Source organism: Microseira sp. BLCC-F43, from assembly GCF_041929235.1.
Taxonomy (GTDB): domain Bacteria; phylum Cyanobacteriota; class Cyanobacteriia; order Cyanobacteriales; family Aerosakkonemataceae; genus Microseira.
In genome coordinates, this window is sequence record NZ_JBHFNP010000306.1 from 1 (window position 1) to 16284 (window position 16284).

A 16284-nucleotide genomic window follows, 5' to 3' on the forward strand; every position below is an offset into this window, starting at 1 on the left:
TTTGCGTCCCCGCGTCCCCGCGTCTTTGCGTCCCCGCGTCCCCGCGTCTTTGCGTCCCCGCGTCCCCGCGTCTTTGCGTCCCCGCGTCCCCGCGTCTTTGCGTCCCCGCGTCCCCGCGTCTTTGCGTCCCCGCGTCTTTGCGTCCCCGCGTCCCCGCGTCTTTGCGTCCCCGCGTCCCCGCGTCTTTGCGTCCCCGCGTCCGGTGCCTATGGCGCGTCTCGCTTAATTTGCCTGAATGGGAATCTCAATCCAGAATTGGGTTCCCTGTCCCGGTTGGGAAGTGCATTTGAAGACACCGCGATGTTTATCTACCACAATTTGGTAACTAATTGATAGACCCAATCCAGTGCCTTTTCCTACAGGTTTAGTGGTGAAAAACGGGTCAAAAATTCTAGCTTTGACTGCTTCTGGCATACCGGAACCGTTGTCGGAAATACAAATAACTGCGCTTTGTTTAAAAACAAAAGTTTGTATCCGAATTGTTGGTGTGTCAGTTATTTTTTGATTGACGGCTGATTGTTCTAACGCATCAATCGCATTACTTAAAACATTCATAAATACCTGATTCAATTGTCCGGCATAGCACTCTACTTGGGGAAGTTCGCCATATTCTTTAACGATCTCAATGTTGGGACTATCCGGTTTGGCTTTTAGCCGAGGTTGCAAAATTAACAAGGTACTTTCTAAACCCTCGTGAATATTCACCGGTTTCATGTCGGATTCATCCAACCGCGAGAAATTTCTTAAAGACAGAACTAGCTGACGGATGCGATCCGTACCAATTTTCATGGAAGACACTAACTTGGGCAAATCTTCAGCGATAAATTTTACGTCGATCGAATCGGCTAAATCTTGGATTTCTTCGACGGGATTGGGGTAGTGCTGCTGATAAAGTTCTAACAGATTCAGTAAGCTTTCTGCGTATTCTCTGACATAAGCGATGTTGCCATAAATAAAGTTAACTGGGTTATTAATTTCGTGAGCAATACCGGCTACCAGTTGACCTAAACTGGACATTTTCTCGGTTTGAATCAGCTGGGTTTGAGTATCTTGTAAATCCCGTAGCGTCTGGGATATTTGTTCTGCTTGCTGTTGGGAGAGGGCGAGTAATTCCGCTTGCTGGAGTGCGACGCCGAGTTGGGCGGCGACTTGCTTGACAAATTGAATTTCTTCGGTTTCCCAGTTGCGGGGAAAAGCGCATTGATGGATGCACAATAAGCCCCAAAGTTCGCCACCTTTCATCAAGGGTACGACTAAATTAGCTCTAATCTGAAATTGAGCTAAAACATCACGGTGACAATCTTGCAATCCCGCTGTGTAGGTGTCAGATACTGCTTGAACGCGCCCTTGGTGGTAGTGGACGGTATATTGTTCGCCGAAGCAGTGGTCGTAAACGGGGGCTTCTAAGGCGGAGGGAAACCCAGGTAAGACATCTTCTGAAACAAATACACCGCGATCGTAATTAGAATTTGGGTCAAACTGAAACATAGCAACTCGATCGGCATTGAGAGATCGCCGCACTTCTTTTGCTGTGGCTTTAAAAATGGCATCGAGATCGAGGGTTTCGCGAATTTTAGCTACGACTTCAAATAAAACGCGCTGTCGTTCGGCGGCGCGGCGGAGATCGGTGGTTTGCTGGCGCGTTTGGGCGAGTAATTCCGATTGCTTAATCGCGACTCCCAATTGAGAACCCATTTGAGTGATAAATTTAATTTGTTCGGGTTCCCAGTGACGGGGGGCCCAGTTTTGATATGCTGCCAATAAACCCCACAATTTCTCCCCAACTTTGATCGGCGCGATCGCATAAGCCTTGGCTTGAAATTGCTCTAATATGGCGATGTGACACTCAGAAAGATGCGCCTGATAAATATCATCCACCCAGTGGGTTTCGTTGTGGCGATACCGCCCGCCAGCGGTTTGCTGCAAATAAGTATCTTCTACAATTGTTTTAATATTTTCTCCTACCAACTTGACCCAACCTGGGGCGACATACTCGGCGATAAATTCTCCGCCCCAGTTAGAATGGAAGCGATAAACTGCTACGCGGTCTGCTTGTAGGGATTTGCAGACTTCTTGGGTACTAATCTCAAAAACCGTCTCTAAATCGAGGCTTTCCCGAATTTTAGCCACGACTTCCAACAACACCCATTGCTGTTCTGCGACTTGTTGCAACGCGAGCGCGTGCTGCTGCCAAACTTCAGCTTGCCCGACGGCGACGCCCAACGCTAGCGCTATTTGAGCGGCAAATTGGACTTCATTTGGTTGCCATTCGCGGGTGGAACCACACTGGTGAATGCACAGCAAGCCCCACAGTTCATAGCCGATCAACGGTACGATTATTTGGGCGGCAATTTGGTATTTTGCCGGGTACTCGCTTACCCCCTTGTTTACCTGAATTTGTCCTGTTTGATAGCCAATCGCTTGTTCGCCTAAGAAGCGATCGTGTATTCTTTCCCCCAAAATACCAGGCCATGTGGGTAAGACGCTTTCGGCAATAAACTCACCCCGACTAAAATTTGCACCCCTGTCAAACCGAAATATCCCCACTCTGTCAGCATTTAAACAGCAGCGGAGTTCTCGCACCGTTGTGGTAAAAATTGTATCCAGGTCGAGGGATTCGCGAATTTTAGCGACGACTCCATAGAATATCTGCTGCTGTTCTACCGCCAGTTGCAGTTTTGCCGCACTTGCCTGGACTTTTTCCTCCAGATTGGCATTTAACGCCTTTAACTGCTGGTGTTCTATATACTGTTGGATCGCTTTTGTCAAGCACCTAGCCAGAGAAACTGCGAGTTCAATTTCTGCTTCTGTCCACTCGCGCGCCTGTCCTTTTTGAGATTCTCGCCATACTTCAAACGATAGGCGGGGTTGCACTTGCCGTCCATCGGGGTCGAATTGCCCTGCCCACAGGGTTTCTGTCTCTATTTCGTCCCGAAAAACGCTGAGGTAACCCAGCAACTGCTGGCTATGCCAAAGCGGTACGATTAAAATCCCCCGAATTTGGGTCGCCCGGAATGCGGGTTGTAGGGTTCGCATCGCAGGAACGCGGTATAAATCTGAAATAGCCCAAGCTTGCTCTCCACCGGGTTTGAAATGTTCTTGCCAGACGCTATATTGTTCCATCAGGTTAAATTTTGCCTGTTCTGGCATTACCGGCTGCGGGCCGCAGGTATAAATTTCAACATCTTGTCGATTGGTAATGGGTAATTGGGAATTGGTAATTGGGAATTCTCCTGTGTTCCCTAAACTGTTGATGTATAACCTGCCGCCAGAGCCTGCCAAAGATGGGACAATTTCTTCTAAGGCTGCCTGGAGAGCGAGGCCCGATAGGGAATCGATGCGCGCGGCGACGCGGTTAATGGTAATTTCCCGTTGAGCTTGTTCCCGTGCAGAGGCAAGTAAGGTTGATTGAGCGATCGCTACTGATAGCTGATCCACTACCATCTGAACAACTTGGAGTTCTGGTTCTAAAAAAGACCTCGGTTCTGCGTGGTGAGATACCAACAGCCCCCAAAGTTGGTCGCAATCAAAAATCGGCAAAGCTAAAGAAGACTTAACTCCCATTGCGGTTAAGTATTCCACGTGACAGGGGTCTACCGGGCGGTAACGGATATCGTCGCCCACCAGCTTTCCGGTTTCCGGATCTCGCAATAAACTCTGACCCAACTGACGGGTATTTACATCGACAATTGAACGCACCCGCGCCTCGATAAACAATTGACGGGAAGAGGGCGGAATATCATCTGCGGGGAAATTTAATCCTAGTAGGGATGGTAAAGTGCGATCGCGAATTGATTCAGCAATGACCTGACCGCTTCCGTCCGGATGAAATTTATAAATCTTAACGCGATCTGTTGCCAGAAACCGACGAACTTCTGCTACCGTGGCGCTAAGAATTTCTGCTAGTTCTACCGAGGGACGGATAATATTGGCGATACGGCGCAGCAAATTTTTTGGTTCAAGACTTAGCTGTGGGTCTTGTAGGCTGCTCAGGTTCATTGCTTATCCTTAACTTAGATTAAAAAATTTTACTAGCTGACAATATTGTGTATTTTTATTTATCTGTTTGCCCAGAGTGGAAAGACCGGCAAATCCAATCTAGCCGACGGTTTGCCGGAGCTGGTAGCCCTTGCAGCACCCTACAAATAGCTCAAGAGAGCCTCTTTTGGCACCCGCGCGGCTAGGGAGCAATAACTGTCAAGATTTGGTTTTGACAGTTACAGGCCAATTATTTTTAGTTATCAGTCATTTTAAATTGTTTATGGCTGAGATTCCCAACTCGGTTTAAAAGAGATATCCCTTCATAAATTCTCAGTTAATTAGCCGGACGCTAAAAGCGAGGAATAATACTCGCTAGTCCATCCTTTCCGCCATTTTATCAGTATAAATTTGTAGAATTAGAGTATTTTTTTTTACCTGTAATCTCTGTCTGCCCAGCTGGGAAGCCCGTAATCGTGCACCAAACTGGGACATGAGGGGTTTTTTGTCTGCCCGCGTCGCGGCGATGGGGCAATGCCTTGACGCTCACCAACTCGGCGGTCGGATTTATCTACCCCAGGGGGCAGATGAGAAATAAGTAAAGAAATGTAAAAAAATATTATGATTCAATTATCCTTTTATTAATAAAGCGATCTGATAAAGTTCGCGGTTCAGATTGTGGTAAAACAGGCAATGGATTATTATCAAACGCTCAAACGATTTCTGGTATCGGTTTTTGCGATCGCGATCGGTGTGTGGATGTGGGCGATCGCGCCCGCCGCAATAGCATACGATAATCCCGACTTACTGCCCAAGGAGCCGACTCCAATTATCGACTTGGCAAAATCCCTCAGCGAATTTCAGGAAGAGGCACTGGCGAAGGATATCGAGCAATTTGAGACAGAAACAGGCTTCAAACTGCGAGTTTTGACCCAATACGACCGCACGCCCGGTCGCGCTGTGAAAGGCTTTTGGGGATTAGATGACAAAAGCGTCCTGGTGGTTGCGGATTCGCGGGGTGGGAATATCCTCAACTTCAGCGTGGGGGATGATGTCTACAAGCTGCTACCGAGAACGTTTTGGATCGAGCTACAAACTCGCTACGGTAATATGTACTTCGTGCGGGACAACGGGGAAGACCAATCGATCCTGCAATCGTTGGCATCGATTAAAACCTGCCTGCGCCAAGGCGGTTGCAACGTAGTACCGGGACTGCCCCGCGAGCAATGGATATTCACCTTAATTACATCGATTGTCGGCGGCGTAGTGTTTGGACTAGCTGCCGTACCCCGCAAACCGGGACAAGTCATCGCATGGCAATGGGCGTTGATTTTATCGCCGTTGTGGGGGATATTATTTATTTCTTTCGGTATTGGGCCAGTGGTGACCCGCACGTCAGAGTGGTTGCCCTTAGTGCGGAACGTGGCAGGGTTTATGATTGGCGCTTTGGTGGCGTACTTATCGCCAGCGATCGCATCGGCGTCTGAAAGCTCTAGTCGCTAATTCTGCCAAAGTAAAGCGATCGCTAACCTGACTGCCGATCCAACGCTGGAAAAGCGAGCAGCTTCTGGGGCAGTTTTTTCCCAGCGCAACAGCTGCTCGGTAAAGGTCGGATCTCGCTTGGCGCGTTTGGCGATCGCCGTACTAATTACCTTTTGTTGGATTTCTTCGGTAGAAAAGCCCTGGCGATGCAGGTAAATCAACAGCCGCTGCACCGACTCGACAAACCTTTCCGGCGCTTGGGACATCAAAATAACTTCGATTTGATAAACCACCTCTTTATAAATCTGCTGGCGTTGATTTTCTTGTTGCTGCTGCTTTTGCTTCTGGTCAGAGTTCTGTTTTGCTGGCTGTTTTTGGGCTTGGCGCTGTGGAATATCAAGCAGTTTAAAGATTTCACCCCGTTTCGCCTGACAGCGCTGGAGCATTTCTGGGTAAAGGCTTAACAAGCGATCGCGCAATTTTTGCACGTTGACCAACTGACTCGACATTAGTTGCAGGCGATAGCACTCTGGGAAGGAATCAAAAGACTTGATGCTCAAACTCAGGTGGGTTTCTTCCTGCTCGATCTGGGTAAGCGTATAGGTCAAAGCCTCCCAGTTAGGAGCCTCTTTCCAGTCAATTGCGATCGTCGAGCTGTCATCCTCATGCCTTCCTGCTAGCTCTCCTGGCTTTAAATCGCCATTGGCAGGATAGCGCTCGGTTGGGCTTTTGGTGGCGTAATCAAACCCCGTAAAGGCGTAACGACATTCAACTCTGGACAAATCCACATCTTCAACGTGCCAGCGCTCGATGCAACAGCCAGTCATTTGCGCCCGATCCAAATTCGTGCGGATTAAATGGCTTTCCAATAAATAAGCGCCGCCCAGATCGGCTTCGCTCAATATTGTTTCGCTCAGGTAAGCGCCGCTGAGATCGGCTCGCTGCAAGTCTGCCCCGCGTAAATTTGCCTCGCTCAAGTCAGCCCGCAGTAACAATACATCTTGGAGATTAGTTCGCAATAAATAAGCTTTCCGCAAGCTGGCTTTGAGTAAATAGGCACCGGCGAGGTTAGCGCGGCTCATGTCCGCACCGTTGAGAATAGCTTCGCTGAGGTCAGCGCCGGTTAAAATAATGCGATGCAAGTCTGCCTCGCTCAAATTTGCCGAACGCAGGCACACTCCACTCAGGTTGGCTTCGGTGAGATTGGTACGGATTAAAATAGCGCCGCGCAAATTCGCCGAATCTAAATTTGCTTCCCGCAGACTGGCGGCGGTGAGGTTGGCACTAATCAGGCTAGCCCGTTGCAGATTTGCCTCCATCAATTCGGCTCCCATCAGCTGGGAGTTATTTAGCTTAGCCCGTTCCAAATTGCTTTGATCTAGCTTAGCGCCCTGGAGGTTGGCAGTGCTGAGATCGGCTTCCTGCAGCACGGCCCAGTTCAAGTCTGCCTCTTGTAGGTCGGCGAGGCGCAGATCTGCTTTGGTGAGATTGGCACCGCTTAAAATCGCCTGATTCAGGTTTGCACTTGCCAACGTCACGTGACGCAGGTCGGCTTGACGCAGCACGGCACCGCTAAGCTGAGCGCGATTTAAAAAAGACCAACTGAGATTTGCACCCGTGAGATTAGCGCCTGTCAGGTCGATATCTTGCAAATTGACCCCTGTGAGACTGGCTCCACTCAGGTCAACGTGGGCAAAATACCGTTCTCCTTGTCTGTATCTGGCTAGAAGATCTTGGATTTGCATTCAAGCCCTTGGGGCAGGATGATTACCGCATTGCTTTTGTTTTAGCAGATTGCTTCCCCGTAGCGGCGACCTATAAGAATCGTACTGTGAGCTGCTGGAGCTGCTTGAGCGGGGGCTAGCAGCCCATTTTTATGGCAGCCAGTCCGGATGAAAGCCCGAGAGGGGCAACTGTTCAGGTTCTACCGAGACGGATGTGGATTCCCCCGATCCAGTGGGCAGGGGTACCAGCCAAAGGCGACTTGTGACGATCGCTTCCCCCGAATCCGTGCGGGGGGCATCGGACTGGGCGGCTGCTGGTTGGACGATCGTGACGGGTTGGTCAAACAGCAAGGCTATCCCGTCGGGTGACAAGCTGATTTCTGCTTGCCGCTGATTTTTTAACACCACCAGCGTCCGCAGTTCGGATGTTTCCAGGTTGATGGCGGCGATGTAGGGTTCTTCGATAAACTGATCTCCCGGTATCAATTGAGTCAGCAAACAATAAAGCGTTTTTCCTCCCGGAGCGAATTGAGCATCGATAATTGAGCCGGTGGTGCGGAAAAGTTCTTTTTCCACTCCGACGTTGTTTACCAGATACAGGGAGCGCGTCCTATCGGTGTTAAATTTTACCATCGCGGCGGCAGATCCATCGTCGGAAAAGCCGACAATGGTGCCAAATTTGGGCAGAAAATCGAGGGGTTTATCTCCAGGGTTGTCTAAAGGTACGATCGCTAATCCCTCACCTTGGGCGATCGCGATCGCTTTACTATCTGGGGCGATCTTAAAATCTCCCCCCGGTTGTCCTTTTAGGGGTTTAGCCTTACCATCCGGCTTAATTATCCACAGGCCAAAATCTGCGGAGTTACGCCGGGAAACCCTCTGGACGACAATTGTTTGACCATCGGCGGATAAATCGAATTTCAGGTTTTGGTAATATTTATGATCCAAAACCAACTTGATTTTGCCTGGGGGTTCAAGACGACCTGAAGACGAGTCGTCAGATTGGGGAGCAATGCCGGTGGTGACAGCGTACAGCTGTTGTTCTAGAATGCTTTGGCGCTGGAACGAACGCGGATTCGCCGAGAACAAAATGCGATCGCCTAACGGATATGGCTCAAAGTCTGTCACGACCAAATCTGGTGGCGTGAGGGCGATTGGTTTTGGCTGTTTGGCGCTCAAGTTTACCAACATTAACCGTCCCGCGTTGTTGCCTTCAATTCCCAGGTAAGCAAACGCGCGATCGCGGGTTTTAAACTTAGCAGTAAAAGGTTGTATTTGCCTTTTCGGTTGGTTATCCTTGGCGAATTTATCCTGAGCGCGGAGCAATTTTAATTGATATTCGCTGCCGTAGGGTGCGGGGGAAATCAACGTATAAGCCATCCGCCGTCCTGCCCAACTGAATTTTCCCGGCAGGGGTGGATCGATCCGCAAATTTTGTTCGACGCTGGTATGGTTCATCGGGCGACTAAAAGTGAGGATAAATCCCCGATCTTCCGCCCCTATTTGTTTATCTTGCCAGCTAAAATCTCGCACCCGCGAACTCGAGCGATCGCCACTCCACAACAAAAGCCCGATCGTGACGCTCAGTATTAGTATTAATGCGATTGCCGCGCGGTCAAGCGGTTGGAGAAATGATTTTTTCATTGCTAATTGCTAATTGCTAATTGCTAATTGCTAATTGCTAATTGCTAATTGCCAGCTTGACGATAAAAGCTGTTTACTATTAGCCATTAGCCATTAGCCCTTTTAATAATCGTATGGGTTTTTAGGTTCGGGAATAGGTTTGAGCGAACTTGCTTGAATTGTTAGTTGGCGCTTTCCTGCCAAAGTTTCGGTAATCATTTCTCCTTCTATTTCTAGCCAGGTATCCGGCGCATAGGCGGTACGGTTCCCGGTTAATTTTACTGGCAATCCGACTGGATAGGCATCGGCGGCGCAGCAGGTAATTACGAAGCGAGCCAGCATTAAGTATTGATCCGGCATGTTTTTCGGATGGATAACAAAGCCCTGCACCTTGACTTTTTGCCCGGTATATGTATCGGGTTCGGGATAAACATTTAAAGTGCGTATCCAGTCGATCAGGGATCGCTCTTGGGGCGGTTTGGCGCTGCGGAAGGCGACGGGATGACTGCGGGTCATCGATAAGGTATCGGCAACTCCCCGTTCAATTGCGGTAGAACTGGTAAATACGCGGGGGGTAATAATAAAACCGAGCATCGCGGTTACTAACAGCAAAGTGCTGCTCCAACCGGGGGGAAATAAAGTGATGTGTTGAACTGTCTGGGGCAAAATTATCCGGGACGATCTAGAGCGCAGCAGCGTTGGTAGGAGACTTTGCGCCCTCAAACTACCAAGCACCAGCAAACCGAATCCTCCCGCGATGACTAACCAAAAGTAATCGGGGTGAATCAACAATCTTAACTTACCAGTCAGCCAATATTTCAGCATCAAAATGCCCCAGGCGAGAATCGCCACTACATCTAGCCAGGGCATTAATATATTTTGAATTTGGGATTTGGGATTTGGGATTGTCATTGGTAATTGGTAATTGCTAATTGCTAATTGCTAATTGCCAGCTTGATGCTCAACGCTGTTTACTATTAGCCATTAGCCATTAGCCAAAAGATATCTGATAAATCAAAGTGAATAGAAAAGTCAATTGTGCTGCTAAAGCCAATAAATAGAATACAGCGCGGGATTTGAAGATAGATAGCATTAAACCAATCGCTTTGAGGTCGATCATCGGACCAAATACCAGGAAAGCGAGCAAAGAAGCGCTGGTAAATGCAGAAGCAAACGAGAGGGCGAAAAATGAATCTACCGTCGAACAAATCGACACTACCGCCGCCAACACCATCATGGCGACAATTGAAGTAATTGGGTCTTGACCGAGACTGAGGATAATTTCGCGGGGAACTGCGACTTGTAGGGTAGCAGCGATCGCGCTTCCCAGCACCAACACCGCTCCTAATTCCCGCAACTCTTGTACTGTATTTTCTAGGAACAAACGCAGGCGGTCTTTTAGGGGTTTACTGGTAATCGACCCAGCGGCGGCGATAAATTCTGGCGTATCCATGCGAATCGACGTACCCTTACCGCCCAACATAAAAGTCCCCGACTGCAATAAACTTGGCGTTGAATCCTTTTTTCCCAACTTGGGTGCGGGTATCGAGCAAGCGACGAGTGGGTGTAGCATGGGTCGCAGGTCAGCTTGAGCGCTGAAAACCCAACCAATAATGGTAGCGATCGCTAAAGAACACAATACCCGCAACAATACTATTTCCGGCTGATCGCGAAACGCGGTCCATGTCGCCCAAATCACAATCGGATTGATTGTCGGCGCCGCCAATAAAAATCCGATCGCTACAGGGGCGGGTACTCCCTGCATCAGCAGTCGCCGCGCTACCGGCACGTTACCGCACTCGCACACGGGAAACAAAAATCCAATCAAACTCCCGGTAAACGCGCCCAGCAAGGGATTTTTAGGCATCGCTGCAATTAATTTACCTTCGTCTATAAACAACAGCAGCAATCCTGAAAACAAAACCCCCAGCAACAAGAAAGGTATCGCCTCTACTAGCAAGCTCAGGAATAGGGTAAAGCCAGTGTTGAATTGAGTCATCGGGTGAGGGGCAATTTCGCTAAAATTCCACAGCTTAATGCGGATCGGTTCAACCGTCGCGGGTAATAGGTAGTAGGAAACAGTTTACCCACTACTGTACGGGCGATCGCATTGACGCAGAAAAATTTTGACCGACAGGTTATCTCCGCGAATGCTTTACCCCCTTATGTGGCGTTTTGTCAAGTCATTGTGATTAATCGTTACATTTCTTTGATGATTCGGGGTTTCCGATCGCGCGGCTCACCCACAAGGGTGAAGCAATCTTAAGGAAGGAACAGCCATGTTGTTAACAGGGGATCTGGATCGCTAAAAAGTTCGATCCCGATCACATGAAATTTATAACTTCCTGTGTGTATCTATCAATAGGTTCGTCAGCGAGCAAGTCGTCTATGTTACAAACAGCCCCAAGGATAGCAACCTGTGTAAAAACGATCCGGCTTAATTTTCAGGCTCTGACTGCTTTTGAGCCCGTGACCGAGCAGTATTGTCACTTGGGGGTTCGGTTTAGCGATGCGATCGCGCTGGAACCTTCTAACCCAGCCTTTTTGCCCAAAACCGGCTGTTTCGTCCTCATGCCTTTAGGGCAGGAAATGATTCTGACTGCCAGTTTTGACTCGCCCACGTCCTGGGTGGGTGGTGAAGTCTGCGGTGCTGGATCTGTTATTTTAACGGCTTTTGACCAAACGGGAAAAATCCTTGCCCAGGTTACCACGGCAGCTACCCCTGGCGTTGCACCGAGCCAAGGAAAAGGCAGTTGCTTCTGGCAACAGCTAGAATTGAATAGCTGCGGTATTGCTAAGGTGATGTTCCACTCTAGCGAGCCGTTTATTATCAAGGATTTTTATTTCAAGGGGGCTATAACCGCTAACGCTCCGAGCTATTGACATCTCCCTCTCAAGATAGTCGTTTATGCTTTTATCAGCTCGAAAATAGGTTATATAAAGAGCGTTTAATTGCCCGTTAGAAAAACTCCACCGCCTCGCCCCGGTTGGGGGATATGCTGTATTTGTAATCACAATGGGGATTTAACCAAACACGATATTATGGGTTCGTTGGGTTTTAAGGCGATCGAGTCACAACCGAGTTTATTGGATGCACATGTGTCTGACATTATTCACCCACATCTCGGTTTACATAGCACGCTCGAAGAACTATTCCTTTACGATTTTCACCTGGAATTATCTCAACCGGGGCGGAAAGTAACGCAGGCATTTGAAGCAAATCCGATGCTGCCTGGGGTAATTTTAACCAAACGAGGAAAGTTTGCGGGCATGATTTCCCGGCGTCGATTTTTGGAGTATATGAGCCGCCCTTTCGGGTTAGAAGTATTTTCTAAGCGCCCAGTGGAGGATTTGTATCAGTTTGCCAAAACCGATCTTTTGATTCTCCCCGGCAATACTTCAATTTTGGCAGCCGCGCAGCGGTTATTACAGCGCAGCTACGCGATGGAAGCTGTTGTTGTAATGGGCGAGCGCTCAAGGGCGCCACAAGGGATGGATTACAACCTTGAGGCAAGAGGGAAAGTGACAACCCCCGATTTACTTTACGAGCCAATTGTGGTAGAAATTTCGCCTCAAGTTTACCGCTTGCTGGATGTGCATCAATTATTGGTGGCTCAGTCGCGCATTCACCAAATGGCGCTTGAGCTGATCGAGCAACTCAATCAAAAACTGGCAACAGCTAACCAGGAATTGCAATTACTCGCGGCAGTTGATAGCTTGACTAAAGTGGCAAATCGGCGTAAATTTGATGAATATTTGCATATAAAGTGGCGCGAGATGGCAAGGGAAAAAGCGCCCCTGTCTTTAATTTTGTGCGATATTGATTTTTTCAAACGATACAACGATACCTACGGTCATCAAGCCGGAGATGTCTGCTTGCAGCAAGTTGCTAGTGCGCTGAGCCGTGCAGCAAAGCGACCTGAAGATTTGGTTGCTCGATATGGGGGCGAAGAGTTTGCCGCCATCTTACCCCATACTGATAGCGCTGGCGCCATCCACGTGGCAGAAAAAATGCGAGTCGGGGTTCTAGCGCTAGAGATTCCCCACGCTGATTCTGCTGTTAACCAATATGTTACTATTAGTGTGGGCGTGGCTAGCGCGATTCCCCACTTAGAATCTTCCCCAGAAGAGTTGATTGCGGCAGCAGACCAAGCACTGTATCATGCTAAAGAAAGCGGACGCGATCGCTATACTTTTTATCCAACCGAAATTGCCTAACCTTACCTTGACTGAGTTCAAGTTTTCAGGTTAATTCAAAGTTAACTGAAGTTTGAGAATAGGTTAAAATTGATTTAAAACAGAATATTAATGATTTTTTTTTATTTAAGCAGAGGATTAGTGGGTGTTGAGCTAGCCAAAAAATAGGGTGATATAGTTTAAATGACGCCGAAAGACGGACTATAATATCGAGCGAGAATTACTGCTATGATTGCTTTGCCAAAAGTCTATAACCAAATGTCAGTTTTACCGGCATGGGAAACGCTAAATTTGGAGTCTAAGCTCCAAGACCTGTCGCTTTACGAGTTTCAAATTGAAGCCGAACGGACGGGGATAGAAGTGGGGAGGGCTTTTGATAGCAATCCTCTACTGCCAGGAGCAATTTTAACAGAGAAAGAAAAGTTGCTGGGGATGATTTCGCGGCGGCGGTTTTTAGAATACATGAGCCGCCCTTATGGACTAGAACTGTTTTTGAAGCGACCGATCAAATGTTTGTACTTATTAGCGCGGGCAGAAACTTTAGTGTTGCCGAGAAATACATTAATTGTGAAAGCAGCTAAGCAGTCTTTGCAGCGACCGGCTCATTTGCTATACGAACCATTGGTAGTAGAAATTGAACCGCAAGTTTATAAATTATTAGATGTGCATCAGTTAATGGTGGCTCAATCCCACATCCACGAGCTAGCCACCCATCTGTTAAACGAGCAAACTCAGGCTCACCTAATCCAAACAGAAAAGATGGCTAGCTTAGGCCAAATGATGGCGGGGATAGCCCACGAAATTTTAAATCCAGTTAACTTTATTTCGGGAAATATAGATTACCTGTCAAAGTATAGCGACGATCTGATTAATTTAATAACGGCTTACGAAGAGGGGGTTACCGAACCGCCACCCAGAGTGGTTGAAATTAAAGAAGAAATTGAACTTGATTATTTACAAGAAGATCTGCTGGTAATTGTTAATAGCATAAAGCAGGGAACAGAACGATTAATCAAGATTATCAACAGTATGCGTAACTTCTCCCATATGGGGGAAGGGAGTCGCCAGCCAGCAGACATACACGAGTGCATCGATAGTACGCTGTTGATTTTACATAACCGCATTAAATATACCATTGAATTAGTGAAAAACTATGGGGAACTGCCGCTAGTGCCGTGCTATTCTGGGCAGTTGAGTCAGGTGTTTACGAATATTATCAGCAATGGCATTGATGCGCTGATGGAGAAAGCAGCAGCGCTCAAAGAAGCGGCTAAATCTGCCCCTAAATGGCAGGCGAGAATAGAAATTAGCACCTGTGTTGTAGAAGCTGAAAATAGCCGTTGGGCTGCGATTCGTATTACCGATAATGGCCCCGGTATTCCAGAGGAAATTCAACAGCGAATTTTTGAAACATTTTTTACCACGAAGCCAGTGGGTAAAGGAACGGGACTGGGGTTAGCAATTAGCCGTCAAATTGTGACAGAAAAGCACAAAGGGAGATTAAACTTGCGAAGTCAGGCTGAAGTCGGCACGGAATTTGAGATCCTGCTGCCTTTGGAGTGAAGAAGTTCAGATCTTGCAGCAATGGAGTAGGCGGGCGAGACGCCCACCCCACAAGAGTTTTTTTCTTGTGGCAGAGGCATCCTGCCTGTCGCCCACGCGACAAGAGTTGTGTTCTGGTGGGATAGGCATCCTGCCTGTAGCCCACCCCACAAGAGTTGTGTTCTGGTGGCAGAGGCATCCTGCCTGTCGGATAGGCCAGGGATGGGGAAGATGATACGCTAGGTAAATAATAAATCCAGATCTATAACGGGATAGATACAAGTTGGGTGCATGGTGCCAAAACGAGTTCTGTCAGTGCCACACTTGTCTGAGGGGAGCAATCAAGACCTTTGTTTAGAGTCAACCCTAGATGAACTACCGCTATACGATTTTAGCGTTGAGAGTAGCAGTCTGGGCGTAGAAGTCGCGCGCACGTTTGAGAAGTATCCCCGGCTACCAGGAGCGATTTTACTGGATAGGGGCGAATTTGTCGGCATGATTTCGCGACAGCGGCTATTGGAGTACTTGCTGCGTCCCCACGGGATGGAGATATTTTTGCACGAACCGCTGGATGTTCTTTACAGTTATGCTCGCACAGAGGTTTTAGTGCTGCCTGGTAGCAAGCCAATTTTAACAGGGGCGCAGCTGGCACTGAGGCGATCGGGCGAACTTTTAGCCGAACCCGTCGTCGTCGAAACGGCAACGAAAACTTATAAATTATTAGATATCCACGAATTGAATATCGCCTACTGGCAAATTCGAGGCATAGAAACCCAAGTGCGTTACGAACGCGCTCAAGCGCAAATGATTCAAAGCGAAAAAATGGCTAACTTGGGGCGTTTGGTGGATGGATTGGCGCACGAAATTTTAGACCCGGTTAACTTTATTTGGGGCAATTTAACCCACCTGACCAATTACAGCGAGGGTTTGCTACAGTTAATGGCGGCTTATGAAGCCAAGCTAACCGATGGGTCAGAGGAAATCAGCGCCCTCAAGCAAGAGATGGAATTTGATTTTTTACAACAAGACATGTCCCAAGCGATTGGGAGTATTAAAACGGGCGCAGAACGGTTAAAAAAACTGGCGACGAGTCTGCAAAATTTTTGCCATATAGATGAAATTTATCCCAAACCGGCTGACTTGAATGCCTGCTTAGATAGTATCGTGCTGTTGCTGAAAAGCCGTTTAAGCAGCGAGATTGAAATTGTGAAAAACTACGGGTTATTGCCGCCCGTGACTTGCTATATCGGACAATTAAACCAAGTGTTTATGAATATCCTCACCAATGCTGTTGATGCATTGCTCAATGAGGCAGTTCACCAAAAGTTGGTAAGGTCGTTTAACGAGGAAGGGCAACAAAGTTCAACGGGCAAACCTCGAATTGAGATTACAACTAAAGTTTGTTCTCTCGATTCGGATGCTCGCTGGGTTTCGATTAGTATTGCAGATAATGGCCCCGGTTTATCCCCCAAGGCGCAAAAGCAGATTTTGGAATCTTTTTCCATCGCAAAAAGGTCTGAAAAAGAGACGAGTTTGGCGTTGAGTTATCGGATTGTGACCGCTAAGCATGGGGGTAAATTTTTGATGCGTTCTTGTAGCGGCGAACTGGGAGAATCGCTCCTCGGTAGCGGTACTGAATTTGAAATTTTGTTACCTTTAGTTTAAATTTAAGCAATTTTTTGGCTGCCAGTAGCACCTACTTACGCGCGACTGTTCCAGGGATAGTTGGTAGCCTTTG

At 48.0% G+C, this 16284-nt stretch carries 11 protein-coding genes; 6 read left to right on the forward strand and 5 right to left on the reverse strand.

Annotated elements, in window-relative coordinates:
- A partial coding sequence (locus ACE1CM_RS40420) for a hypothetical protein (protein ID WP_374884739.1) occupies window positions 1-226 on the forward strand: 226 nt, incomplete at its 5' end.
- On the opposite strand, the gene ACE1CM_RS40425 is transcribed toward ACE1CM_RS40420, so the two are convergent.
- On the reverse strand, window positions 223-3999 hold the full coding sequence (locus ACE1CM_RS40425) for a GAF domain-containing protein (protein WP_374884740.1): 3777 nt from the start codon (window positions 3997-3999) through the stop codon (window positions 223-225). The genes ACE1CM_RS40420 and ACE1CM_RS40425 overlap by 4 nt on opposite strands.
- A gap of 672 nt (window positions 4000-4671) precedes the next feature.
- Between ACE1CM_RS40425 and ACE1CM_RS40430 the strand changes: the two genes are divergently transcribed.
- Window positions 4672-5481: a TPM domain-containing protein gene (locus ACE1CM_RS40430; protein ID WP_374884742.1), complete on the forward strand. Its 810-nt coding sequence runs from the start codon at window positions 4672-4674 to the stop codon at window positions 5479-5481.
- On the opposite strand, the gene ACE1CM_RS40435 is transcribed toward ACE1CM_RS40430, so the two are convergent.
- From ACE1CM_RS40435 to ACE1CM_RS40450, 4 genes are all read right to left on the reverse strand, one after another.
- Window positions 5478-7205, reverse strand: coding sequence for a pentapeptide repeat-containing protein (locus ACE1CM_RS40435; protein ID WP_374884744.1), 1728 nt, complete (start codon window positions 7203-7205; stop codon window positions 5478-5480). The two genes, ACE1CM_RS40430 and ACE1CM_RS40435, sit on opposite strands and share 4 nt — an antisense overlap.
- A 129-nt stretch (window positions 7206-7334) precedes the next feature.
- Window positions 7335-8828 (reverse strand): hypothetical protein, encoded by a 1494-nt coding sequence (locus tag ACE1CM_RS40440; protein ID WP_374884746.1) that lies wholly within the window; start codon window positions 8826-8828, stop codon window positions 7335-7337.
- Between the two features lie 102 nt (window positions 8829-8930).
- Window positions 8931-9719 carry a TIGR03943 family putative permease subunit gene (locus tag ACE1CM_RS40445; protein ID WP_226577517.1) on the reverse strand — a complete coding sequence of 263 codons (789 nt, stop codon included), beginning with the start codon at window positions 9717-9719 and terminating at the stop codon, window positions 8931-8933.
- A 79-nt stretch (window positions 9720-9798) separates the two neighbouring features.
- Window positions 9799-10806, reverse strand: coding sequence for a permease (locus tag ACE1CM_RS40450; RefSeq protein ID WP_374884747.1), 1008 nt, complete (start codon window positions 10804-10806; stop codon window positions 9799-9801).
- 470 nt (window positions 10807-11276) lie between these two features.
- Between ACE1CM_RS40450 and ACE1CM_RS40455 the strand changes: the two genes are divergently transcribed.
- The 4 genes from ACE1CM_RS40455 (at window position 11277) to ACE1CM_RS40470 (ending at window position 16211) form a co-directional block, all read left to right on the forward strand.
- The gene (locus tag ACE1CM_RS40455) at window positions 11277-11690 is read left to right on the forward strand and encodes a hypothetical protein (protein ID WP_374884749.1); all 414 of its coding nucleotides are present in this window, start codon (window positions 11277-11279) and stop codon (window positions 11688-11690) included.
- 69 nt (window positions 11691-11759) lie between these two features.
- Window positions 11760-13025, forward strand: coding sequence for a GGDEF domain-containing protein (locus ACE1CM_RS40460; protein WP_374884751.1), 1266 nt, complete (start codon window positions 11760-11762; stop codon window positions 13023-13025).
- A 207-nt stretch (window positions 13026-13232) separates the two neighbouring features.
- Complete coding sequence (locus ACE1CM_RS40465) at window positions 13233-14567, forward strand: sensor histidine kinase (RefSeq protein WP_374884752.1); 1335 nt, start codon at window positions 13233-13235, stop codon at window positions 14565-14567.
- 270 nt (window positions 14568-14837) lie between these two features.
- A complete protein-coding gene (locus ACE1CM_RS40470; protein ID WP_374884754.1) occupies window positions 14838-16211 on the forward strand; it encodes a sensor histidine kinase in 1374 nt (457 codons plus the stop codon).
- Window positions 16212-16284 lie beyond the last annotated feature (73 nt).

Excerpts from the sequence above, each read along its gene's own strand:
- ACE1CM_RS40470 (WP_374884754.1), top strand. The coding sequence starts at position 14,838 with ATGGTGCCAAAACGAGTTCTGTCAGTGCCACACTTGTCTGAGGGGAGC.
- ACE1CM_RS40430 (WP_374884742.1), top strand. The coding sequence starts at position 4,672 with ATGGATTATTATCAAACGCTCAAACGATTTCTGGTATCGGTTTTTGCG.
- ACE1CM_RS40425 (WP_374884740.1), bottom strand. The coding sequence starts at position 3,999 with ATGAACCTGAGCAGCCTACAAGACCCACAGCTAAGTCTTGAACCAAAA.
- ACE1CM_RS40450 (WP_374884747.1), bottom strand. The coding sequence starts at position 10,806 with ATGACTCAATTCAACACTGGCTTTACCCTATTCCTGAGCTTGCTAGTA.
- ACE1CM_RS40435 (WP_374884744.1), bottom strand. The coding sequence starts at position 7,205 with ATGCAAATCCAAGATCTTCTAGCCAGATACAGACAAGGAGAACGGTAT.
- ACE1CM_RS40445 (WP_226577517.1), bottom strand. The coding sequence starts at position 9,719 with ATGACAATCCCAAATCCCAAATCCCAAATTCAAAATATATTAATGCCC.
- ACE1CM_RS40465 (WP_374884752.1), top strand. The coding sequence starts at position 13,233 with ATGATTGCTTTGCCAAAAGTCTATAACCAAATGTCAGTTTTACCGGCA.
- ACE1CM_RS40440 (WP_374884746.1), bottom strand. The coding sequence starts at position 8,828 with ATGAAAAAATCATTTCTCCAACCGCTTGACCGCGCGGCAATCGCATTA.